The 23,287-nt window shown below is 35.4% G+C and carries 20 protein-coding genes and 2 pseudogenes; 12 read left to right on the top strand and 10 right to left on the bottom strand.

Features of this window, described 5'->3' with window-relative positions:
- Positions 1–4 precede the first annotated feature (4 nt).
- Positions 5–1,672, bottom strand: a complete 1,668-nt coding sequence (locus UtA1_RS03085; RefSeq protein ID WP_096550011.1) for an L-lactate permease — start codon at positions 1,670–1,672, stop codon at positions 5–7.
- Between the two features lie 207 nt (positions 1,673–1,879).
- Between UtA1_RS03085 and UtA1_RS03080 the strand changes: the two genes are divergently transcribed.
- From UtA1_RS03080 to UtA1_RS03045, 8 genes and pseudogenes are all read left to right on the top strand, one after another.
- Positions 1,880–2,599 carry a FadR/GntR family transcriptional regulator gene (locus UtA1_RS03080; protein ID WP_096550010.1) on the top strand — a complete coding sequence of 240 codons (720 nt, stop codon included), beginning with the start codon at positions 1,880–1,882 and terminating at the stop codon, positions 2,597–2,599.
- A gap of 144 nt (positions 2,600–2,743) precedes the next feature.
- Positions 2,744–3,460, top strand: a complete 717-nt coding sequence (locus tag UtA1_RS03075; protein WP_096550009.1) for a (Fe-S)-binding protein — start codon at positions 2,744–2,746, stop codon at positions 3,458–3,460.
- A gap of 13 nt (positions 3,461–3,473) precedes the next feature.
- Positions 3,474–4,898, top strand: a complete 1,425-nt coding sequence (locus UtA1_RS03070; RefSeq protein WP_096550008.1) for a LutB/LldF family L-lactate oxidation iron-sulfur protein — start codon at positions 3,474–3,476, stop codon at positions 4,896–4,898.
- Complete coding sequence (locus UtA1_RS03065) at positions 4,895–5,602, top strand: LutC/YkgG family protein (RefSeq protein ID WP_096550007.1); 708 nt, start codon at positions 4,895–4,897, stop codon at positions 5,600–5,602. The genes UtA1_RS03070 and UtA1_RS03065 overlap by 4 nt, the downstream gene beginning before the upstream one ends.
- A 150-nt stretch (positions 5,603–5,752) precedes the next feature.
- Positions 5,753–5,848, top strand: a pseudogene (locus UtA1_RS03060) (NAD(P)H-binding protein); the annotation flags it as partial.
- A gap of 344 nt (positions 5,849–6,192) precedes the next feature.
- A complete protein-coding gene (gene istA, locus UtA1_RS03055) occupies positions 6,193–7,617 on the top strand; it encodes an IS21 family transposase (RefSeq protein WP_096550006.1) in 1,425 nt (474 codons plus the stop codon).
- On the top strand, positions 7,614–8,339 hold the full coding sequence (gene istB / locus UtA1_RS03050) for an IS21-like element helper ATPase IstB (protein ID WP_096550005.1): 726 nt from the start codon (positions 7,614–7,616) through the stop codon (positions 8,337–8,339). Before istA ends, istB begins: the two co-directional genes overlap by 4 nt.
- 331 nt (positions 8,340–8,670) lie before the next feature.
- The gene (locus UtA1_RS03045) at positions 8,671–10,026 is read left to right on the top strand and encodes a transposase (RefSeq protein WP_096550004.1); all 1,356 of its coding nucleotides are present in this window, start codon (positions 8,671–8,673) and stop codon (positions 10,024–10,026) included.
- A 429-nt stretch (positions 10,027–10,455) separates the two neighbouring features.
- Here the strand turns inward: UtA1_RS03045 and UtA1_RS03035 are convergent, their stop codons facing one another.
- Entirely contained in the window at positions 10,456–11,424 is a 969-nt protein-coding gene (locus tag UtA1_RS03035; RefSeq protein WP_096550003.1) for a serine hydrolase domain-containing protein, read from the bottom strand.
- Between the two features lie 337 nt (positions 11,425–11,761).
- On the opposite strand from UtA1_RS03035, the gene UtA1_RS17590 reads away from it, so the two are divergent.
- Positions 11,762–13,519 carry a recombinase family protein gene (locus UtA1_RS17590; protein ID WP_096550002.1) on the top strand — a complete coding sequence of 586 codons (1,758 nt, stop codon included), beginning with the start codon at positions 11,762–11,764 and terminating at the stop codon, positions 13,517–13,519.
- 488 nt (positions 13,520–14,007) lie between these two features.
- Here the strand turns inward: UtA1_RS17590 and UtA1_RS17585 are convergent.
- The 3 genes and pseudogenes from UtA1_RS17585 to UtA1_RS03020 form a co-directional block, all read right to left on the bottom strand.
- Positions 14,008–14,964: pseudogene (locus UtA1_RS17585) on the bottom strand (recombinase family protein); the annotation flags it as partial.
- 66 nt (positions 14,965–15,030) lie between these two features.
- A complete protein-coding gene (locus tag UtA1_RS16955) occupies positions 15,031–15,183 on the bottom strand; it encodes a hypothetical protein (protein ID WP_172597818.1) in 153 nt (50 codons plus the stop codon).
- A gap of 122 nt (positions 15,184–15,305) precedes the next feature.
- Entirely contained in the window at positions 15,306–15,941 is a 636-nt protein-coding gene (locus UtA1_RS03020) for a recombinase family protein (RefSeq protein ID WP_096550000.1), read from the bottom strand.
- 207 nt (positions 15,942–16,148) lie between these two features.
- Between UtA1_RS03020 and UtA1_RS03015 the strand changes: the two genes are divergently transcribed.
- The 3 genes from UtA1_RS03015 (at position 16,149) to UtA1_RS03005 (ending at position 18,650) form a co-directional block, all read left to right on the top strand.
- Positions 16,149–16,403 (top strand): hypothetical protein, encoded by a 255-nt coding sequence (locus UtA1_RS03015; protein ID WP_096549999.1) that lies wholly within the window; start codon positions 16,149–16,151, stop codon positions 16,401–16,403.
- Positions 16,404–16,575: 172 nt separating this feature from the next.
- Positions 16,576–18,171: a hypothetical protein gene (locus UtA1_RS03010; RefSeq protein ID WP_096549998.1), complete on the top strand. Its 1,596-nt coding sequence runs from the start codon at positions 16,576–16,578 to the stop codon at positions 18,169–18,171.
- Between the two features lie 146 nt (positions 18,172–18,317).
- Positions 18,318–18,650, top strand: a complete 333-nt coding sequence (locus tag UtA1_RS03005) for a hypothetical protein (RefSeq protein WP_096549997.1) — start codon at positions 18,318–18,320, stop codon at positions 18,648–18,650.
- Positions 18,651–18,723: 73 nt separating this feature from the next.
- Here UtA1_RS03005 and UtA1_RS03000 read toward each other — a convergent pair whose 3' ends face one another.
- The 5 genes from UtA1_RS03000 to UtA1_RS02980 all read right to left on the bottom strand — a co-directional run bounded on the left by UtA1_RS03000 (position 18,724) and on the right by UtA1_RS02980 (position 23,283).
- Positions 18,724–19,431, bottom strand: coding sequence for a hypothetical protein (locus UtA1_RS03000; RefSeq protein ID WP_096549996.1), 708 nt, complete (start codon positions 19,429–19,431; stop codon positions 18,724–18,726).
- 334 nt (positions 19,432–19,765) lie between these two features.
- Complete coding sequence (locus tag UtA1_RS02995) at positions 19,766–20,605, bottom strand: DNA adenine methylase (protein ID WP_096549995.1); 840 nt, start codon at positions 20,603–20,605, stop codon at positions 19,766–19,768.
- Positions 20,605–21,402 (bottom strand): hypothetical protein, encoded by a 798-nt coding sequence (locus UtA1_RS02990; RefSeq protein ID WP_096549994.1) that lies wholly within the window; start codon positions 21,400–21,402, stop codon positions 20,605–20,607. The genes UtA1_RS02995 and UtA1_RS02990 overlap by 1 nt, the downstream gene beginning before the upstream one ends.
- Before the next feature lie 421 nt (positions 21,403–21,823).
- Positions 21,824–22,531: an ATP-binding protein gene (locus UtA1_RS02985; RefSeq protein WP_096549993.1), complete on the bottom strand. Its 708-nt coding sequence runs from the start codon at positions 22,529–22,531 to the stop codon at positions 21,824–21,826.
- Positions 22,528–23,283: a hypothetical protein gene (locus UtA1_RS02980; protein ID WP_096549992.1), complete on the bottom strand. Its 756-nt coding sequence runs from the start codon at positions 23,281–23,283 to the stop codon at positions 22,528–22,530. The genes UtA1_RS02985 and UtA1_RS02980 overlap by 4 nt, the downstream gene beginning before the upstream one ends.
- Positions 23,284–23,287 lie beyond the last annotated feature (4 nt).

Here is a 23,287-nt window from a genome sequence, read left to right as displayed (position 1 = left end):
AAACTTATGGAATCATCCATGTAAGTACGGTGCTTTGCAAAAATGTAATGATACACATGCAGACAAGTAAAATGACACTGTATTTTAAGGCAAATTTTAACAACTCTGATTCTCTTCCGATTAATCCCACCGCTGCAGCAGCTACAGCTAATGTTTGCGGCGAAATCATTTTTCCAGTCACGCCTCCCGATGTGTTGGCAGCCAACGCAAGAACCGGATCCATGCCGATGGATTCAGACGTAACTTGCTGCAACTTGGCAAATAATACGTTGGAAGAAGTATCGGAACCTGTAACAAACACACCAATCCATCCAAGCACCGGCGAGAAGAACGGGAATAAAGCTCCTGTTTTTGCCAATACTAAACCTATAGTCGTCATCATGCCGGCTGTGTTTGCCACATAAGCATAACCAACAACGCAGCAAATAGTTAAAAGCGGGAATTTAATTTCGTTGATAGTTTCGCCAAAAGTTTTTACCCATTTACCCCAAGAAACTTTTAATAGAAACTTAGAGAGTATAGCAGCAAATAAAATGGCTGTTCCCGCAGCACCTAATAATTCAAATTTATACACTGCTGCAATTTCCTTACCTGTTGAACCATCGATTACCTGATTGTGTAAAAACGGGACTTCTGGATAGAACGTGAGCGCACCACCAATGTTATTCACAAAGGTTAAAAATGCGTTTTCACCATCATATGTACCTAATAACGCCTTTTTGAAGGATGGAATTCCCCAAGCAGATATAAATAGCGTTAATACAATAAATGGAGACCAAGCTCTTAAAATTTGCCCACCCGTATAGTGATTTTTTGTATCCTCCACTTGGCCATCCGTTTCAAAACGATAAATATGTTTTGGCTGCCAAAAGCGCAAGAAAATCGCTAAAGCTACTAAGGATACTAAGGATGAAATAATATCCGGCAATTCGGCGCCCAAATAATTGGAACTTAAAAATTGCGCCACTGCAAACGAAATACCGGATACTAAAATTGCAGGCAGCACTTCAAAAGCCCGTTTAAAACCGACCATAATCACCACTAAAACAAATGGAATAAATACGGCAATAATAGGCAATTGACGGCCTACCATTTTTGAAATTTCTAAAGCAGGAATCCCTGTAATCCCTTCCATTACGGTAATCGGTACCCCAATAGCCCCGAAAGCTACAGGAGCTGTGTTTGCAATTAAACAAAGGCCCGCCGCTTGCAACGGTTTAAAACCCAACCCTACTAGCAACGCCGCTGTAATGGCAACCGGAGCGCCAAATCCTGCTGCCCCTTCCAAAAATGCCCCAAAAGAAAAGGCTATCAATAGAGCCTGAATACGACGATCTTCAGTAATAGATAACACCGATGAACGAATAACATCAAAGTGTCCGGTTTTTACCGTCAAGTTATATAAAAATACGGACGTAATGATAATCCAGCCAATTGGAATGATTCCATATACAGCCCCTTGCGAAGCAGATGCTACTGCTGTCAAAACTGGCACCTTAAATGCTAAAACTGCAATGACGATAGCTATAATTAAAGTGGTTAGCCCCGCCATATACCCTTTCATTTTTTTAATAGCAAGCGCCCAGAAAAAATATAAAATAGGAATTGTTGCAACCAGGGCTGTCCACCCTAAACTGTTTCCAACTGCTGTAAAATTTTGAGTAAATGTCATGCTCTTTCCCCCAATGTTTCAAAATATCCCCTATCAAGTCATCTGATGACCTTATGATTTAGATTATAAATTGAATTTTTTTAAAATTCAATGTTGTTTTACTTGAGTTACACTTTTATCTTCTCTGAACGAGAAGATTTTTCATTGTACTTTCGGTATAATGTATAATTAATTTACCGATTTTGCTTGAAAAACGAGGTGGACTATTTGAAACTTGCAAAAGTAAAAACGAAAAAAATTTACGAAGAAGTTTGTGAAATTCTTTATGAAAAGATCCGTACAGGCGAACTAAAACCAGGTGACCGTTTAGATTCTGTTGAATATTTAGCAGAGCAATTACAAGTCAGTAGATCCGCTGTTCGTGAAGCATTATCAGCCTTAAAAGCAATGGGGCTGATTGAAATAAAACAAGGCTCTGGCACATTTGTGAAAAACTTCCCTAAACAAAAACTGGAATTTCCTCTTTCTACGGCCATTATTACATACAGAGAATACGTCCCTCATTTGCTTGAATTAAGAAAAATTCTTGAAGTTGGGACGGCAAGAAGCGCAGCGAAAAACAGAACAAAAGAAGATCTTGTCATTTTAGAAGGAATCCTTGAGGAAATGAAAAACGTAGAAGGGAATGAAGAGCTTGGTGAAAAAGCGGATTTCGAATTCCATAAGGCCATTGCAAATGCTTCCCACAACCCTCTGCTACCTAATTTACTAAACCAAGTATCTGGGCTTACGATTGAATTAATGCGAGAAACAAGGCGCATTTGGTTATTTTCTAAACAAACCACGATTGAACAATTATATGATGAACATATGCAAATTTATTTAGCTATCAAACAACAAAATCCCGAACTAGCAGAACTCGCCATGTATTCCCATTTAAATAACGTAGAAGAAATTTTAATGAAATATTTCGATATGGCTGAATAAGGAAAAGTGTAGAAGTTTAATCAGCTTCTGCACTTTTTTATGTTTTGTATTTTCAAAAAATTATAGTAGAATTTAAAAAAATGTGTTACTATTTAAGTCATCTGATGACCTGTCGATTTATGTAGGATTATAGGGGGATTCATAATGAAAGTCTCATTATTTGCGACATGCCTTGTCGATATGTTTCAAGGGAATGTAGGAAAAGCGACTGTTGAACTTCTTGAACGGCTTGGTTGTGAAATCGATTTTCCTACATCACAAGTTTGCTGTGGTCAGCCGGCTTATAACAGCGGATATGTAGAAGAATCAAAAGGTTCCATGAAAAACATGATTAAAGCATTTGAACATGCAGAATATGTTGTTACGCCATCAGGTTCTTGCGCATATATGTTTAAAGAGTATCCGCATATTTTTAAAGGGGATCCGGAATGGGAACAAAGAGCGCAACGTTTAGCAGATAAAACCTATGAATTAACCGACTTTATTGTAAATATTTTAAAAATTGAAAATGTCGGAGCCCGGTTAAAAGGCAAAGCTACTTATCATACATCATGCCATATGACGAGACTTTTAGGAGTAAAAGATGCACCCATCCGATTACTTCAAAATGTTGAAGGACTGGAATATGTTGAACTTCCAGGAAACGAGCGCTGCTGTGGATTTGGCGGTACATTCTCTGTGAAAATGGGGAATATTTCCGGAGAAATGGTGGATGAAAAAGTTCGCAATATCGAAGAAACAGGAGCGGATATTTTAGTTGGTGCAGATGCCGGATGCCTTATTAATATTGGAGGAAGAACCAGCCGCACCGGAAAGCCGATTCGCGTTATGCATATTGCAGAAGTGTTAAATAGTCGCTAAGGGGGGATTCATGATGGCTATGAAAACAAGTGATGAACAATTTAAAGAACGCGTGGAGACGAACTTAAACGATACCTTTATGCGAGGCGCTATCTCCGCTGCCCAAGCCCGATTTCAAACCCGCCGTCAAGCTCGCGTGGAGGAATTAGGAAATTGGGAAGAATGGAGATCTCATGGAGAAGAAATTCGAAAACATGTTTTAGAAAATTTAGATGCATATCTTTATGAGTTGAGCGAAAATGTGGTCAAACGCGGCGGCCATGTATTTTTCGCGAAAACAAAAGAAGACGCATCGAACTATATAAAAAACATCGCCATTCAAAAAGAAGCGAAAAAAATTGTTAAGTCTAAATCGATGGTGACAGAAGAAATCAATCTAAACGCAGCGTTGGAAGAAGCCGACTGCAAAGTGGTGGAAACCGATTTGGCAGAGTTCATTTTACAATTAAATGACCATGAACCACCTTCACACATCATTGTGCCATCATTGCATAAAAACCGCCATCAAATACGGGAAATCTTTTCAAAAGTTGGCTACGACAAATCAGAACAACCTGAAGAAATGGCGCTGTTTGCCCGCAAAAAGCTGCGCGAGGAATATTTAACAGCAGACATTGGCATTACAGGATGCAACTTTGCCATTGCCGAAAGCGGCACAGTGACTTTAGTGACAAATGAAGGAAATGCAGACCTTGTCTCAGCTCTGCCAAAAACTCAAATCGTGGTAATGGGGATGGAAAGAATTGTACCAACCTTTGAGGAAATGGAAGTTCTCGTCAGCCTATTAACTCGCAGCTCGGTCGGCCAACGATTAACAAGCTATGTCACATTGCTGACAGGACCAAAAGGAGAAAACGAAACTGACGGTCCGGAAGAATTCCACTTAGTCATTGTAGATAATGGACGCTCGAAAATTTTAGGCACGGATTTCCAGCCTATACTACAATGCATCCGCTGTGCAGCATGTGTCAATGTTTGTCCAGTGTATCGCCATGTAGGTGGCCACACTTACGGGTCAATTTATTCTGGCCCAATCGGCGCTATTTTATCTCCGCTCCTTGGAGGATATGAAGATTTCAAAGAACTGCCGTATGCATCAAGCCTTTGCGGTGCTTGTACAGAAGTTTGCCCTGTAAAAATTCCATTGCATCAATTATTGCATTTGCATCGTCAAAAAATTGTGGAACAGGAAGGAAAAGCCCCGATTTCAGAACGTTTAATTATGAAAGCCTTTGGGCTAGGGGCATCAACTTCGCCGCTCTTTAATATGGCAACAAAAGTCGCTTCACCTATCATGTCTCCTTTTGTAAAAGATGACAAAATCACAAGCGGACCAGGCCCATTAAAAGCTTGGACGGAAGTGCGGGATTTTCCTGCCCCAAATAAAGAAAGCTTCCGCCATTGGATGAAGCAGCGTCAGAAAGGAGAGCAATCATGACGATTCAAAATCGCGATGAATTCCTAAATCAAATTGCCCAAAGCCTCGGCCGCCCTGTTCGAACAAAAGTGGAACGTCCGGTTTGGAAATATTGCCCCCAACATGAAGTGTTAAAAAATGCATCCCAAGATGAACTAGTGGAAGTGTTGAAACAGCAATGCGAAAACATCCATACAACGTTCGTCCAAACAACAACCGCGGATTTGCCGAATGTACTTCATCAAGTGGTGAACGATTATGGAGGTGAATCGGTCATCACATGGAAAGACGACCGCTTTGAAAAATTCGGGGTGAAGAAATGGATGGAAAATTTGCCGGAAAACGGCATCCACTTTTACGAGTGGAATCCGGACACCCCTGAGGAAAACATTCGCCAGGCCGAAAAGGCGAATATCGGTATAACGATTAGCGAAATGACATTGGCCGAATCCGCCACCGCTATGCTTACCAGTCATCCAAACCGGGGACGCACCATGAACTTTTTGCCGCAAAAAGTGATCGTGCTTATTCCGAAAAGTTCCATTGTCCCTAGAATGACGCAAGCTGCCCAAAAAATCCGCAAGCAAATCGAAAAGGGTCAACAAGTGCCATCCTGCATTTTATTTATGTCAGGACCAAGCAATTCAGCAGATATAGAATCCGTATTGATTGTCGGCGTGCATGGCCCCGTCAAAGCAACTTATATTGTCATTGAAGATCAATAAACATTTTCTATGAAAACGGCAGGATGTTGATTACACAACATTTTGCCGCTTTTTTAGTGCTCCAAACTAGGCAGCTTGCTAGCGTTTCAAATCTCTCAATTCTATTGATTCACAAGGGAGATTTACCGTCGAACGGAAGGGGGGAGCGCTATGAAAATAATTGTCTTTGGAGCAACTGGCGCTGTGGGACGTCATGTCGTAAAACAAGCATTAGAAAAAGGGTTTGAAGTCACAGCCTTTGTCCGCAATGGTCTCTTATTTTTATTGTTTTTTAATCCATTCTTTTTCATAAGATGTATCCTGTTTAATTTTTTCAATTTCTTTAAACGCCTCATTGATTAGAAAAACAAATGGATAGTTCGAAGGATTTAAAAAATAAGACTAATTACAAAAAATCTTACAGACTATGATGAAATGAACGTCAATATGTATTGGGAATGTGTATGGCAAAATAAAAGTGCAGAGCTTTGCAAAGGAAAAATGCAGAGTCCTGCACTAAATTTCTGTGTATAAACAAAAAAGACTTGCCAGTCACCCCAAGTCCCACTACAGTAATTGTGTCAAGCAATTGGTAGTGGAGGTAAGAAAGGATGCTAGCAATGTCTGATATTAATTGTATCAAACATTTAAGAAATAACAAAGGTTTATCTATTTCAGAAATACAAAGAACAATGGGAATTAATTGGCGAACAGCTAAGAAGTATGCGGATGAAGATCAACTCCCTAAACAGAAATCATTTAAAAAGAAAGGGATGATGTATGAGGAAAAGTGGGGAGTAATTGTTTCAGATTGGCTTTTTGAGGATTTAAAGTTAAGGAAAAAATTAAGAAGAACAAAGAAACAAATATTTGAAGAACTAAAGGAAATGGGTTTCCAAGGTTCTTATCGTACTGTTTGTTACTTTATCTCTGAATGGATGAATACTCACCAAGAAGAAAAGGATAAAGGGTATGAAAGATTAGAACATCCTCCGGGTGAAGTTCAAGTAGACTTTGGAGTAATGGAAGCTGTACAAGATGGAGAAATTGTGGATATTCATGCTTTAGTTATGACGTTTCCTCATAGTAATGCTGGATTTGCAGTACCGTTACCAGCTGAAAATCAAGAATGCTTCTTACATGGTCTCAATATTCTTTTTAAACAGGTTGGGGGAGTACCTAAAAGGATAAGAATCGATAATTTGACCCCCGCTGTGAAGAAAAAAAGGACAAAAAATGAAGAAGCACAATTAACTGATGAATTTGTTCAATTTCAGCATTATTATGGCTTTGATGTGCAGGTATGCAATCCAAGAAGTGGCCATGAAAAAGGAAATGTTGAGAATAAAGTTGGATATATACGCTATAACTTTTTTACTTCAGCTCCAATAATGGACAGCTATGAGGGTTTAACTGATCAATTATTTCATAAATTAGAGGCGGACAGAAATAGAATTCATTATGCCAAAAACGTACGTATTGAGGACTTATGGCAGGAAGAACGGGATTATCTTCTAGCATTACCGGAAAAGCCCTATCCTGTATTTAAAGAGCATCTTGTTAAAGTAAACAAATATAATGAAGTGAAAGTGGATCAGACGTTGGTTCATGTCCCTAAGGGTGGCAACTATAGTCAATTACAAATGATATTAACATGGGATCAATTAAAGATTGTTTCACCTAATGGGGAGATATTATTGGATGACTATCGGCCATATATGAAAAAGCGAAAAGCATTACCATGGCTTTCAATAATTAAAACATGGATTCATAAACCAAGGGTTGTAGAATATTCGCGCTATAATAAGTATTTACCGGGAAGAATTAAAGAATTTTTGTTGGTAGATAATTTAATTAATCGACGAAAACGATTAGAAGCTCTAGCTAGTTTATTAGTTTCTCATGACATGAAGGAGATTAATGAAGAGTTCTATGAATTAATTGCACAGGATAAGCTACCTAGTGATAATAATCCTTATGAAGTGGACTGGAGTAAATACGATTCATTAGCTCCTAGAGAGGAGGCTGTCAATTGAAACAGGACATTAAAGAATTGTGTAAGTCATTGAGGTTAGCTTATGTTGCGGATGTATACGAGCAAATACCGTTTGAAACTCCGAAACAATTCTTATATGGGCTACTTAAGGAGGAAATAAGATTAAGAGAAAAAGCGAGAGCAATCCGCTTGATAAAAAAGGCGAAGTTCTTAGATAAAAAGAGTTTACATGATTACGAGTGGACCGAACAACTTCGGTTCCCTCCTCACTTAACCAAAGAGGATTTGTGTAGCCTACAATTTATTGAGAATCGAGAAAATGTAGTTTTAGTTGGTTCACCCGGGACAGGGAAGACTCATTTAGCCACAGGACTAGGGAAAAAAGCTTGTGAACTAGGTTATGAGGTTCGTTTTTACCGTGTTGCCCACCTAGTTGAGGAATTAGAGCAAGCTTTACGTAACAACCGTTTATCAGCATTTAGAAAACGGATGGAGAAGGTTGATTTGGTCATTTTAGATGAAATGGGATACTTACCATTTAGTAAAGAAGGAGCTGAATTATTATTCCAAATTATATCGGAGTTTTATGAACAGAAAAGCGTAATTATTACATCTAACTTAGAATTTAGTCAATGGAACCGGATCTTTACAGATTCTCGTTTAACAGCAGCGTTAGTGGACAGGCTAATTCATCACGCCCATATCATCTCTTTTCATGGCGAGAGCTATAGACTGTCCCACGCATTGTCGAAAAGGAATTAAATGGGTGGCAAACCTCTGCATTTTTAATTGCATTTCTCTGCACTTTTCTATTGCAAAATACAACTATTAACAAAGCAGATAGAATTAAAGAATAGCAGTGACTTATTACCATTAATTAACCACATTGCTAATGATTTTAATTCATTTTATAACCTATTAGACGATTATGATAAAAAAGAATTACTCCGATTTCTTAAGTAATTCGAGTTAATTTCATAATTCTCACCCCTTGATTTTCAAGGGATTCAAGACAATAAAAAATGGGCACCTCCCCAAATTTCGTTATAATGGTAGGTAACCAAACAAACCATCCGAAAGAGGTGAGTACCCTATGACTATTGTAAAACAAATTTCTCTTTTTGACATCCATCAATTATTAGAAATGGAAAGTTCCCATCGTTATGATGCCATTTTTAGTGCAATCGACATTCAGCCTATATTTCAATTGTTTTCTAAAAAGACATTGAAAGGTGCACCACGTGAATTGAATTATGGTGCAATGATTCAATCGCTGATTATACGTATTGTCGAACGTATTCCAACTATCAAGGATTTAGTCAAACGTTTGGTCCATGATCCTTTATTTCGTTTCGACTGTGGATTCCTTGTGTCTGATGTCGTACCATCTGAAAGCTCTTATTCACGCATGATTCAAGTCATTAGTGAATCAGATGTGCTAGATAAAATGAACGATACACTCATCAAAACAGCGATGTTGGAAGGCTTTCTAAATGATGAACATGTCGCCATCGATGCGAGTCACTTTGAAGCTCGTGATGCTTTCACACCATCAGAAAAGAAAGCACCTAAAACTCCTAAAAAACGTGGTCGTAAAACTAAAGCTGAACGAGCTGTTTGGTTAGCCGAACAAGTAGAGAAAAAAGGAAATCAATCAACCTATGAAAAAGAACTGAAAGAACAGCTGGATATCCCATTAGAAACCCTTTGGAAGGATGTACCGATTGAGCCAAAATGGGGTGTGAAAAAGAATAGTAAAGGAAAAAATACATTCTGGTTTGGTTATAAAGCACATTTAGCTGTTTCGACGAAAAGTCAATATATCATCACTCGTTTGATGTCCTCAGGTAATTTAAGTGATTGTAAAGCTGCGATTCCATTATTGAAAAAACTTCATCACTTAGGAAACGGTCAATTTACAATAGCTATATTTGATGCTGGTTATGATGTTGAACCTATTTACCGTCAAGCCGTATCACAGTCCATGCGAGTCGTGATTCCTTACAACGTTCGCCGAGAAGGAGAATATATAGGATTCGATGAACATTTTCGTCCAACCTGTGTGCGTGAACATAGTTACCAATATGACAGCTTTGACGCTAAGTACAATACATTAAAATTCACACGTCCAAAGGAATGTGCAACTTGCCCATTACGAGAAGACACCCTTTGCCAAAAAGTTTTCAAAATCAAATGTGATATAGATATCCGTAAATTTACCTATCCAGCACGTGGGACAGAACGATGGAAACAGCTTTATCAAGAACGTACAGCAGTCGAACGCGTTAACGCTTATTTAAAGGAATACTTTCAATTAAACAATGTCCGTCATCGTACAGGAAAGAAAGCAAAAATGCATTTCAATCTGGTGACGTTAATTTATAATACCTGCAAACTAGCAGTTGATCGAATCAATGCTTTATTACAGCAACAAAACCAAGTTGCATAATTTAAAAAAAAAAACAAAGTTTTTAGTATAGGGGTACTCTATACTTCAGAAATACTATGATTTATGAAATTGATTCATTCAAGTAAATAATGGAGAAAAACCTAAAGATCGAACGATCAAGAGAATAGTTTACGAGTTTGATGAAGATTTATTTGAGGAGATAAGTCATGAACTTATTTAACAACTTGTTGGCATTTTACTGTTAAATTTGTATTCTTTCTTAGTCTGAAGCTAATTAGCAGTCTATTTTTAACGAATAGACTGCTAATTAATACTCCAGTTATTTATCCTGTTCTGAAAATGTAATAGTCGTTAGAATAGTTGGCTTTAAAGCAGGTTTAATATCATTTAGTATAACTAAGTCTATTGGTTTCTGAATATAATCCTCAAACTCACCTGATAGTTTAAGAAGAAAACTTCATAATCTCTTTACACTATTCGATCGAACAATGGCATAATATGCTTTCTAATCAATTCAATTCTATCCTTGGCACGTGGCATAAAGCGAGAAGCAATAGTAACTACTATTTTCTTTTTAGGATTTATGAAAATTATATTTCCGCCATCACCCAAAGCTGCATAGCCATCATCAACAATCCACCACAAGTAACCATATGACAACTCTCCCCATCGGCTCTTTTCACTTGTGCTGTCATCTATCCATTTGGAAGATAAAATTTGCTTACCGTCCCATAAACCACCATTTAAATATAACTGACCTATCTTCATCATATCCCTTAGCGTTAAAGTAAGCCCCCAACCGGCGGTATTTACACCTTTAGGGTCTGCCATCCAACCAGTTACATATTTATCCTTGAGAAAAGCTAAATAATCTTCTTTGTTTTGTATAAATGCATTATTTGGCTCCTTTATTCCAAGAGGTTTAAACAAGTTTTCTGTAGCGAAATTAATCACTGACTGACCAGTTGCGTTTGTAAGAATACCAGACAAAATATTAATTCCAACGGTAGTATATTTAAACTCCCCAATATCGCTTTTTCCCCCTAGTAAATCTAATGCGGCTTTTACCCAATCATCACTCGAATAGACCTTTGTATACGGCTCCGACTTGTATTTAAATGGTGCAGTCATCGTCAATAAATTTTTAATAGTGACATTTTGTATTGTTTTTTCGCCACGCTTAATCGTATAATCCGGGAAAAACTCTAATACTTTCTGTTCTATATTTTTAACATATCCTTTATCTACTGCAATGCCAATAAGAGCTGATACTATACTTTTTGTTACAGAAGCCACATGCAATGCATCATCCTTGGTATACTCATGAAAATATTGCTCAAAAACCATACTTCCATTTTTTGAAATAGCAATGCCTGCTATATTTGAATAATCATTTTCTATTAAATACGTAAAATTAGTAATTGGATTATTATTCATACTTACCTTTTCGTATTAATACATTGACGTCAAATATATCAATACATTCCTTTCATTAAAGTGATTGATCAATATTGATGTAATAAAGAATAATCTATTATAAAATTATTCTCAATTCTTTTTTTGAACTTTTCTCAACAACCTATCCTTCCTGTTATTATAAGTTTGCTTTCTACAACTCCGTTTTTACTCAACATCATATTAATAATTCCTTAAACATATCTATTTTTTTGGTTACAATTTATTTTTACTAGGTTTGCTATAAACAAATAGAAACTTGAATCCTTTTTCCCTTTCCAATATTTTCATAGTATTATAAAGGCAAAGGAGGATAAATATGACACCAGAAATAAAAAGAGTAGCAATCTACGCCCGCGTTAGTACAGAAGAACAAGCAAAAGAAGGTTTCAGTATAGCAGCACAACTTCAAACACTTCGGCAATATGCTCAAGTTTATAAATGGGAAGTAGTCGATGAGTATGTCGATGAAGGAATTAGCGGTAAATCGGTAAATGGACGTCCTGAAATGCAGAGGCTAATTAAAGATGTTGAAAATGAGAGATTTGATGCCGTTATAGTATGGAAAATATCTCGACTCTCTAGAAATATGTTAGACACACTCATGATTCTAGATAAGTTTGAAAAATACAACGTGAAATTTATATCCTATTCGGAGAACTTTGATACCAGTAGTCCAATAGGTCGCCTAGTACTTCAAATTATGGCTTCTATTGCTGAAATGGAGCGTAATACTTTATCCGAAAATGTAAAACTAGGAATGAAACAACGAGCATTAGAAGGTCGATGGAACGGCGGAGTTGTATTTGGATATGACACTGTTAAGAAAGAGCTTGTTATCAATGAAGAGGAAGCTAAGATAATACAGCTAATCTATCATATGTATGCAAATGGGAAAGGCCTAAGAGCAATTTCTAACTACTTAAATAAAGCAGGATTTAGAACGAAGCGAAACCGGCATTTTTCTATTAACGGTGTAGCACAAATCCTAGACAATGTTGTATATAACGGTAAAATCAGTTGGCTAAAAGTTGAGAATTGGGACACCAAACGGAGAAAAGGGAAAAATCCAAACCCCATCCTAGTTGAAGGAAAACACGAAGCTATAATTTCGGACGAACTATGGAACGTTGTACGAGCAAGGAGAAAAAGTAAATCATTTAAGCAGCGTCAATCAAACGAACCATTTTTACTTAGTGGCCTTTTACGCTGTCCTGATTGTGGTCAAGGAATGGTTCCATCCATTACAACACATACAAGAAGAGATGGAACGAAACGAAAACACCGTTATTACGTCTGTAGCGATTTTCATAATAAAGGATCCGCTGCTTGTAAAGCAAATTCCATTAAGGCATATGAAGCAGAAGATACAGTTATCAAGAAAATTGAACAATTCAGTTCTAATAAGAAAAAGTTGTATAAGACTCTCCTAGACATTAGTTCTAGTTCTGCTAATTTAATAAGCCAACTTAATAAAGAACTAGTAGGGATTGAAAGGCGATTAAAGGAAATTGAACAGTTACAAACAAAGTATATGGAAGCCTTTGAGAAAAACACTCTCCCTGTGGATATACTGCAAGAAAGATTACAAAAGGTCTCCAATGAAAAGAGAGAGTTAGAACTAAAGAAAAATGAAATTATAATACAATTAGGTTCTATCGATTCAAAAGTAATCCAACCAGAGTTGATCGAAAATTTACTTATAAAATTCCTATCTGTTTACAAGAAGACATCTAGGGAAAATCAAAAACAGCTACTCCAGCTGTTAATTGAAAATATAACAATCAAGCAAAAAGATAGAACCAGAACCATAAAAAATATAGAACTTGAATTTGATTTTACTGAAATGAATATATCGAAAACTTTTACACTAATCCACTTGTTATATCGCGAAACGGATAATGAACACACCTTTTCAATACCCGCTTCCGATAAAGAATTACCAACTTACCTACAACAATTTTTGCCTCTATTTATGGTACGGTTCGCCGTACCTTCCTCAACCCTAAAATCAGAAGGAGATTTATCATTATTTTCATCTATAGCTATTTTCAAGCCTTTTGAAAACTTGAAATAAATTTCATGAATATGATTATCTTTAACTGTAATTTTCTCAACAACTTTCCGTATTAATGACTGCTGTCTGGGTTTATCTAACAATGTAATCACTTTACCAACATTCTCTAAAAGCATTTTTATTTCATCAATATTCAATTGAGACTCGTTTATTTTTTTCTTTTTATTTTCAAGTTCTCGTATTTTCTTTTCTATGGATGCATTTTCTTTTATAAATTCACCAATTTTTTTCATGAATAAATTATTTGTTTCTTGGTCTACTTCACCTTTAGCTAATAAGTTTATTAAATTATCTCTCTTTTTTAATAGCTCACTACTTTCCTTTTTTAAATGACTGATTTCTTTATCTATACTTTTTATTTGTGCATCTGAATTGTTTAGGCTACTTAACATCATATTCATAATTTCTGGTTGATTCATTTTGTTTTGAAATACCTCTAAGAATTCCGATTCAATTTTTTCTTTTCTTATCCCATTTCCTGAACAACTTTTATTATTTTGATATTGATTACAAACATAGTATTCGTAGACTTTTCCATTTTTTGTTGTTCTATGAATAGACATGCTGTATTCCCCGCAATGTGGACACTTTAATAATCCACTCAATAGATGATGACCATCAAACCTTTTTACATGATGTCTTGGGTTCGTTTCTATTTTTTCTTGAACTAAATGGAAAGTTTCTTCTGAAATAATCGCCTCATGTTTTCCTTTTTGTAAAATTGGGTTTTCACTATATTTACGTTTCCTCTTGCCACCAATTTTCTTTCCCCAATCTTCACGATAGCCCCAGCGAATCATGCCACAATAGATTGGGTTCCTCAAAATATCCTTAACAGCAGTTATGCTAAATGAGTTACCACGCTTTGTTTTATAACCTTGTTTGTTAAGATTCTCAGCAATAGTTTTATAACCATTTCCATTTAAATATGATTGGAAAATTGTTTTTACAATCTCTGCCTCTGCTTTGTTAATAATTAAATTTTTCATATCTAAATCGTAACCTAAAGGAGGTTTCCCACCATTCCATTCTCCTTCTCGAGCCTTTTGTTCCATACCTCCTTTTACTTGAATTCTAAGATTTTCTCGTTCCATTTCTGCAAAAATTGCACCTAATGTTAGGAAATATATCCCCATACTCGTCGAGGTATCGATTCCATCTTTAATTGCCAATATATCACAATTATATAATTTCAACTGCTCAACGATATTTATAGTATCAGCAATACTACGACTTAATCGACTTATTTTAAAAATGACTACATAATCAATTTGGTTAACCTTTACAAATCTTAGTAAATCCCGTATCCCGCTTCGTTCGTTAATCGAAGCACCAGAAATTCCTTCATCCTTAAAAATTCTCTCTAATTCCCACCCCCTATAATCACACTCTCTTTCAATTAGTAGTTTCTGATTTTCAAGACTATAACCTTCCTGCACTTGCATATCAGTCGAAACTCGAATATAACCTACCGCTTTTTTCATTTTTGCCATATAAAATCCCTCTTTCACTTATAATTTTTCAATTTGTTTCAAGATGTTTTCTTTTCCTCTATCTTCTATCAATCTCTCTAAATCAAACAATAGATCGTTAACAAAATCAGAGAGTATCTGTTTTGCCTGATCCTCTTCAGTGTATAATAATGTCTCGGTATTTTTTAGCATGTCTGATCACCCTTACAGCGTATTGACAGCTATTCAACTGCCTACGCTTATAAAGAAGATCAGGTGAAATTTCTACATTTTTAAATTGGATCAACAGTTATTTTTCATATGAGACTGTTTGATCAATGTCTCTCCTTCAAATCTGAGTGAATCTCATATTCTTTCAGCTTTTTATAAAAAGTTGATTTTTTCATATTGACTGCTTTCATAAAATCGACCGTTCGAATTTTACCTTGCTTCCAAAGTTTATATTGCTCAGTCCAGTTTTTTGGTAATGGCATTATAGGTCGACCTAAGTGTTTTCCTTTTTTCCTTGCAATTTCAATACCTTCTCTTTGACGTTGTAATATATTAATTCTTTCTTGTTCAGCCATTGAAGTGACAACTTCTATTATAATGTTGTTAATCATTTCAGTAATCCATTCTTGTCCTTTGGGAAATTCCTGCATAGTTGTCGGAATGTCTATTATTTTTACCTGTATTCCTTTTTTGCGGAATTTCATCAAATACTCTTTGATTTGATGTTTATTTCTCCCTAATCGATCGATGGACTTAATATACAAAGTATCACCTGAACGCATTGCTCTGTACATTTCTTGAAAACCTGTTCTATCCATATCTTTTCCACTAGCTTTATCTGAGTACAAATACGGCTTTCCATTTTCATCCTTTGATACAAACTTTAACAATGCTTCTTCTTGTCGATCGAGATTTTGTCCAGTTGTACTAACACGCATATAACCAAAATTTAACCCCATACGAACAACCCCCTTTTTTAGTTGTTCGTATGTTAACGTATTGGTCTATAAAGTTCAAATTATTTTTAGAAGTCCGTTATTCTTTAAGTTCTTAATTTTTAGACATCTTTTTCGGCATTTTTTCAGCGTCTATATAGGTATAACTTTTTAGACATAAATTTATTTAAAATAAATTACTTCAACAATTCACACAGGAGGGTTAAAGAGATGAGTAAAAAGCTACACTCGCTAGTATCGGCAATGTTAGTTTTTTCATTGATGACATCTACTGCTTTAGCACAGACCGATGTACCGCCTGAACTGCCGATTCAAGCGGTCACACCTTCCGCTTTTGCCGAGACGGAGATTCCGCAACAACAGGAGACACAGCCTGACTCCAACGTATCGTCAACGGAATCCCCGCTTGAGCAATCTTCTACTAACCAAGATCATAAAACTATCCAGATACTTCGTCCAGATTAATCGTTTAACAGTACACAGGGATCAACGCTATGAAGAATATATAAATTAAGAAGCTGAAAGAGTTAGTGGGGGAATCTACCGTCATTTTTTTGTGTTATTATTGAAAAATAGGTAAAAATTATCATTTTTTTATGCTATTATTGGGTAAAGAATAATTAAGAGAGGTGAGCTTATGCCATTCATCAGTAAGTATAATGTTAAAAAAATATTTTTTACTTCGGTATTAGTGAGTATTCCTTTTATAAACATTGATGATATTGGGAAAGCAGAAACAATAGAACAACCAATTAGTGTATCAGAATCTTTTACAACACATCCAATAAAACTCTTGGTAGCTAATACAACTATTTATGACGACTTCAATCCAAACGAGTACTGGGCAGACAATATGTTGTGGATGATAAATAAGGGGTATATCACGGGGTATATTAAACAAAAGCATCCGACAACGGGTAAGTATGGAACGTGGCTCAATCCGTATGGTAACTTAACGGAATCTCAAATGCTTAGCGTACTATTACGATACAAATTAGGGTTGCAGGGGTACGATGCGTTAATGGCAAACACGTCAGCACCTGCAAACTTCTGGAGTTTCCCGTTATACCAGAAAGCTCAGCAATTAGGAATCGTAACCAAAGGCAGTACGTCCAACAAGAACTACCAAAGTACTCAAGTGACACGTGGTCAGTTAGCTCAAGCCTTAGTATCGATGCACTATGGAAAATCCGTAACGCTTGAAGAAGCGGTGCAATTCATGTTTGACAATAACATTACTACGGGTACTAACCCTGCAAAGGGAGCAACAATGGAGAACTTTGCCCCTAACACCAAACTGGCTAGAGCCCACATCGCTTCTTTCTTAAAGCGGTACGATGACGTAGTGAAGCAAGGCAACATCAAGGACTTACCGAGATTCAAGAATGGTAATAACACTAATAGTGGGGGTACTCCAACAAGTCCAAACCCTACCGAAACCCAATATGAGACGCACCCGAACACCATTGGAAAAGACCCGAATATTTACACACTCAAAATCAAGAAAGGGAATTCGCCAGACGTAGTAGGTTCCAAAATCAAGACAAAATTCGGTGAACGGGCATACGGTGCTAGAACTCAAGAAGAATACGATAAAACCATGGAAATTGTCGAAAAAGAATTCAAAGACGGGAAATACGATTTAAGTAAATATGGGAGAATAAGTGATTTACAGCAGAAAGCGAGAGAAGATTTCTTCATCCATGGAAAAACAGCAATTAAAGATAAAATGCACCCAGAATACAGAACTCAATACAATCAAACTCTGCTAGGGACAGAGATAATGTATGGTGTTTTTAAAGATAAAATAAAAACTATTGATGAAGTAAACACGTTAACAGCTATAACCCAACTTTTTGGTAGGATTGGACTATATATAAATCATGATGCCTATCAGAATGCTAACTATGGTTATGACCCTGTGTCTGCGTATGACCTATTAGTGAAAGGTTTGTGGGATTGTACTTCAGGGTCGTATTATATTACAGCTATGTTAGACCAAGTAGGGATTGATTCATTTGTATTACATTCCCCAGGACGGGTTCACGCCTACATCGTGATAAATGTATATGGAGACTGGTATGTAAAAGATGATGGACCTGGGGGTACTGAGGGGTATGTAAAAATGTCACCTGAATTTCTAAGACCCCATGATGCTATCTTAGAAGCCCCAAACGTAGGTATTGATGCGTTACCGAAATTCCTGCAAGACATCTACAGACCAAGTAATTAACATCCTCTATAACGGAGGGGGTATCTAACCCCTCTGTTTTCTTTTTCTTTCGGATATTTCTACACAATAGGATGAATTCAAAGATACTAAATTATATTACATAGAGTGGAAAGCACTCAATAAAACAGTATAGGAGGGTTAAAGAGATGAGTAAAAAGCTACACTCGCTAGTATCGGCAATGTTAGTTTTTTCATTGATGACACCTACGGCTTTAGCACAGACCGATGTACCGCCAGAACTGCCGATTCAAGCGGTCACACCTTCCGCTTTTGCCGAGACGGAGATTCCGCAACAACAGGAGACACAGCCTGACTCCAACGTATCGTCAACGGAATCCCCGCTTGAGCAATCTTCTACTAACCAAGATCATAAAACTATCCTCTTATACAATGACAGAAAAGAACCTCTTACTGAAGAACCATATACAGCAGAGCATATATCAATTAAGCGATGGAAGATTCTCTTTATTTACTCCTGAAAAAAACAGAGAAAGTAAGAATGGAAACATCCCCACTTTCTCTTTCTAATTAAACTAGAAATCCATCATCATCTTAATCTTCATACTCATCTTGACTAACAATAAACTTTGGATTTAATACAGCTTCACCATCAATTGTGATAATAAGCGGATATTCTTTTAAATATTTATGGTAATGTATAGTATTACCACTATAAGTAGTTATCTCAAGATTATCAGAGAAGTTATCTAATTTTTTTCCATTTAAATGGTTAACGCAGTTTGGAATTTTTATCTCTGCTAGTGCTGACAAAGCAATTACTCCGAATTTAAATAATGCTTGTAAATGGTGGTCACGGATAATAATTTTTTCAAAATCACCATTTGCATAAAGAGTAAAACATTTGTATTTCCCATCGTTGCCACTTCTTTGACAACTTTGCATTAACCAATTACCTTTAGAAGGGTAAAAGGTTTTATTATTGTAAACTACCATTTGATTCGCAGGATTTTTAATTTCCTGTAACACTAGTTTCTTATTCAGTGTTATTAATTGGTATTTATCATTCCTGAAACGAAATACCCCTCCACATCTTAGACTGATTAACAGTGAGTATCTACCATAAGTAGAGAGATAAATATCATCGAATAGCTTTACCCCTCTTGATAAAATACCTAGAAATGCAAGGGTTCTTTTGCAATCAGGCGTAATTAATTCTAATACCTGTTGCTCTTCGGGAGTAAATGCATCCCTATTGTACGCTGTAGGATTTTTGATATAAATTTTAATTTTTTCTGACATTATTAATTATTCCTCCTAAGTAAATTATTTACAGGCATTTAAATGGTGACCGTTATTCTGGCAACTTAGACTTCAAAACCTCCTTGCTTTTTTTTAGTGAACTGCTGCCTGTACCCCAATATAGTTTCAAATCAGTACCCCAAAAATTTTTCTTTAAGTTTTTCTAATTTTCAAAAAAATCAAGTTGATATCTCTGTATTTATAGTGAATCAAGGCTTTAAACTAGAAATTTTAGATCTGAAGTAATATAGATAAGAAAATATCCATGGAAAAATGAATAGATGCTAAAAAATAAAAAGAGCCTAGAGGTGCTCCTCAGACTCTTTTAGGTTCTTTATTCAAATATATTAAATTGTGGAAGTAAATAATCGGGAATCGGGAAGTTCGACCAAATAAATTCTTGCTGTATGCTACCCCTTTTTGCAGATGAAGATTTTGCTATAACTCCTAACGAATACTTGTTCCAACCGCTGTTGACCAATATCTCTTCATAAATCGGATTATCGAAATTAGATAAAATAATATACGCTGATGACTCTACTATACTTTCCGCTAATTCGACATGGTCTATATTATTTTCATAAGAATTAGTCCCATAATAAGGTGGATCTAAATAAATAAGAAAATCTGAACGATTTTTATATAACTCCAGTACGTTTTTATAATCTGTGCATAAGACTGTCGTGTTACTCATCGAGGGGTACAATTCTTTAAATCTTTGTAAAGATTCATAAGAAATACCCCTCTTTGCATCTGATTTGGAATAATTTTTCCTGTCTGCTGCTCTACTAAATGACTGCACAATAATTGTCAATGCAGCCGAATCCACTATCGAAATGCTGGGATTGAGTCGAAGTCTGCACGCATATTCAAATTTTTCCTCTGTATCAATATTAAATTGATACTGATATGCTTTATCGATCATTTCTTGAAGTAAGTCAATATTGGAACAGCACATCATGACATTACTAAAGCCGCGATCGATATCATTGTAAATGGTTTCATGTAAATAACAATGAAGATTGGGAATGATTTTATTACCCCCGCCAAATACATCTATGAAACCTACTAATCTATTGGTTTCTATACAATTTATCATTATCGGAATTAGAAATTTTAATAGTCGAGATTTTCCTCCAATCGTAGATAAGGTTTTTACCATTTTACTCTGCATTAAAACTCTTCCTCTAGTGAAATTTTTAAAATATATGCTCTTTTCGGGGGCATTCCTTTTTTTAGTTTAACTAATTTATCCTTACGTTTTTCAACAGAAGAAGGATCAAAATACATATACCCCTTATCTATCCAATAATCAAATACTGCTCCTAACCTTTTTGTACTTGAAATGTCTAATACGTCTCTCAGGTATTCAGGAATAATTGCTACTGTTGGACCACCGTATTTTTTTATACCCCTAGAATCGACAATATATACTCCTTGGGAAATCCCTTCTACATATCCCTCATTTGTTGCATCATCAGTTTCAATTTTACGTATTGGGAATAATTCCCTGTTCTCGTATATATATTCTAGTAAATGATTAAAATAGCTCTCAGCTTCCTCTTTAAAAAAAGGAGTCAGCCTCTGATTATCATCAATTGATAGTAATTCCGTAACATCTCCAACCTCGATATAGTCACATTCCCTCCTTAATCGTTCAATATATGCAATAATTTTAGGAAAATCATTACGACCTAGGCCGCCTCTATTCATTAATTCAAGTTCTATTTGTTTTGCCTTTTTTGTATTTGTGCTCATGATATCAGCATACTTGTAATAACTCGGTGTAGATTCATCAAGACTACGAATTGCTACTACATATTGAGTAAAACCATCTAACTTACCTTTTAAAATATTTATCGACCATACAGATTCAATCTCTTGTTTTAAATCAAAAACTCTCGTATTTAGTGGTTGAGACAGTTCATTCTTCTTTAACAGATGTAAGTGATTTTTGGAATTTATTGACATTTTAAACACCTAACCTCAAAAAATAGAATTAAATGTAAAGGTTATCATCTCAATAAATTTATCATATCAAAAAATTTTGAAAATATCTGCCCATTAATGCAAATTGATTGAGTTATTATCATGTGACCGATGACAAGAAGTCAGATTAACAAAAAAATTACCTCACTCCTTAAAAGTGAGATAATCTATATAAACAAATTAAATAGTCATAAAGTAGCCAAATGTGAATCAGCTATATTACAAATTTAGAGTATCTGACTGGTTTGACTGGTTTGACTGGTTAACCTGTTTTAATAAATAATCTTTCTCAAACATTCTCTTTCTTTCTATTCTCCTCATATTAAATAAACCGTCTCGATTAAATACTCTCTAATTTATAATTGATCGATAATTTTATTCGAATTACCATATTTTGTATTTTTTAGGTTGTAAGTTTATTTAATGCTACTTTGACTTGCTCTGAACTTTTTAATACTCCTTTATTTTGATCAAGAAAATCACCATTAAATAGGTTTAATAATACTTCTTTTTCTATTGTAGGTTCATTACTCATTAATATTCCCATGATATGAGCTAATTTCTGTTTATCTAATTTACTTAAATAATAATGAATGTTTGAATTCGATAGTGAAGTTAAAAATACTAATTCTTTATAACACTCTTCCAATAAGATGAATCGATTTTGTTTTGGTTTTGGTAGTAAACGTGTGACCCCCATTAAAAAGGGAGAAACAAATGGTTTACTATCTGTTCTCAGATAAAATTTTTCCATAATTTTGTTTAGTTCTTGTTCATCTACACTTCGCAATATTTGTTTAATGGTATCCCTACCTATTTTCTCTTCTAACTTCTTTGAAGCATAATGAATAGCAACTCGAATTGTGTTATGTTTCGCATTATAATGATCTGCTGTTTTTGAAATACTACATTGATTTTTTAGATAGAATAAAATACGTTCTTTTGTACGTTTTTGAGTAATCCATTCCATATCTTGTACATAGTTTTTTATTTCAAACAACGCTTTTAATTTTTGCCACTCTAATGAGTTATCTAATTGTTGTTCTTGATGAATAATTAGAGATTGTCTTACTTGTAAAATACTATCAACTAATTCTCTAAAAAGATTCATACTAATACTTCCTCTAAATCTTGAACTGTCTCTCTAACTAGATAAATCATTTGAGCGAAATTAATTTTATTTTGTAAGTATAATGATAAGCCCTTTCTTGCTTTTGCAAAGTATTCGTCTTCAATATCGACAATCGATGATAGTGCATATTTTAGATATTTCTTTTCTTTTCCGTAATTAGGACTCCATCTTTTACCTTCTAAATGAAATAGATAAAAGAATTGTTTTGGATTTGCAGTCACAACTTTCTGATCCAAAATTGAAAATACATCTGTTAGGTGAATCTGCATATATTTATTTGTGCTCCGTACATTTATACCTGCAAAGATGAGTAAGTCGACTAAGTAACTTCTCTTGATATAACGTATCCCTGATGTTTCTCTGAAAAAATGTACGATTTTCAATAATTCTTCTTGAGTAGCACATGAATGTATTTTTTGAATGGTGCTAACTCCAATTTTTTCGATCATTTCTTTTTCCACACGTTCCTTTGTCATTTTTCTAGCACTTTTATTTGGTGCTGATGACAGTGGTTTGCACCAGTCGTTAAAACGATTTTCTGCATTTCTGGTTGACCTTGTCCAAAGAGGATACATATTAATAAAATTAGTTATTTCCAGTAATGCGTTCACCTTCATTAATACCAACATTTTTTCTCTACCTTTAATTAATCCTTTATCTAGCAATTCACCTTGAGTGTTGACAGAGCGTGTAAGTTGAGCTGTAATGCCATTTAATGAAATATCATTCATGTAA

It is taken from the genome of Ureibacillus thermosphaericus, assembly GCF_002370195.2.
Classification (GTDB): domain Bacteria; phylum Bacillota; class Bacilli; order Bacillales_A; family Planococcaceae; genus Ureibacillus; species Ureibacillus thermosphaericus.
The sequence above is the reverse complement of the archived record's forward strand: the minus strand, read 5'-3'. Positions and strand labels throughout refer to the sequence as shown.

Excerpts from the sequence above, each read along its gene's own strand:
- UtA1_RS02995 (WP_096549995.1), bottom strand. The coding sequence starts at position 20,605 with ATGCAGAGTAAAATGGTAAAAACCTTATCTACGATTGGAGGAAAATCT.
- UtA1_RS03075 (WP_096550009.1), top strand. The coding sequence starts at position 2,744 with ATGAAAGTCTCATTATTTGCGACATGCCTTGTCGATATGTTTCAAGGG.
- UtA1_RS03085 (WP_096550011.1), bottom strand. The coding sequence starts at position 1,672 with ATGACATTTACTCAAAATTTTACAGCAGTTGGAAACAGTTTAGGGTGG.
- UtA1_RS03045 (WP_096550004.1), top strand. The coding sequence starts at position 8,671 with ATGACTATTGTAAAACAAATTTCTCTTTTTGACATCCATCAATTATTA.
- UtA1_RS03020 (WP_096550000.1), bottom strand. The coding sequence starts at position 15,941 with ATGGGGTTAAATTTTGGTTATATGCGTGTTAGTACAACTGGACAAAAT.
- UtA1_RS03010 (WP_096549998.1), top strand. The coding sequence starts at position 16,576 with ATGCCATTCATCAGTAAGTATAATGTTAAAAAAATATTTTTTACTTCG.
- UtA1_RS03035 (WP_096550003.1), bottom strand. The coding sequence starts at position 11,424 with ATGAATAATAATCCAATTACTAATTTTACGTATTTAATAGAAAATGAT.
- UtA1_RS03015 (WP_096549999.1), top strand. The coding sequence starts at position 16,149 with ATGAGTAAAAAGCTACACTCGCTAGTATCGGCAATGTTAGTTTTTTCA.
- UtA1_RS03065 (WP_096550007.1), top strand. The coding sequence starts at position 4,895 with ATGACGATTCAAAATCGCGATGAATTCCTAAATCAAATTGCCCAAAGC.
- UtA1_RS02985 (WP_096549993.1), bottom strand. The coding sequence starts at position 22,531 with ATGAATCTTTTTAGAGAATTAGTTGATAGTATTTTACAAGTAAGACAA.
- UtA1_RS03070 (WP_096550008.1), top strand. The coding sequence starts at position 3,474 with ATGGCTATGAAAACAAGTGATGAACAATTTAAAGAACGCGTGGAGACG.
- UtA1_RS02990 (WP_096549994.1), bottom strand. The coding sequence starts at position 21,402 with ATGTCAATAAATTCCAAAAATCACTTACATCTGTTAAAGAAGAATGAA.
- istA (WP_096550006.1), top strand. The coding sequence starts at position 6,193 with ATGCTAGCAATGTCTGATATTAATTGTATCAAACATTTAAGAAATAAC.
- UtA1_RS03000 (WP_096549996.1), bottom strand. The coding sequence starts at position 19,431 with ATGTCAGAAAAAATTAAAATTTATATCAAAAATCCTACAGCGTACAAT.
- UtA1_RS02980 (WP_096549992.1), bottom strand. The coding sequence starts at position 23,283 with ATGAATGATATTTCATTAAATGGCATTACAGCTCAACTTACACGCTCT.
- UtA1_RS03005 (WP_096549997.1), top strand. The coding sequence starts at position 18,318 with ATGAGTAAAAAGCTACACTCGCTAGTATCGGCAATGTTAGTTTTTTCA.
- UtA1_RS17590 (WP_096550002.1), top strand. The coding sequence starts at position 11,762 with ATGACACCAGAAATAAAAAGAGTAGCAATCTACGCCCGCGTTAGTACA.
- UtA1_RS16955 (WP_172597818.1), bottom strand. The coding sequence starts at position 15,183 with ATGCTAAAAAATACCGAGACATTATTATACACTGAAGAGGATCAGGCA.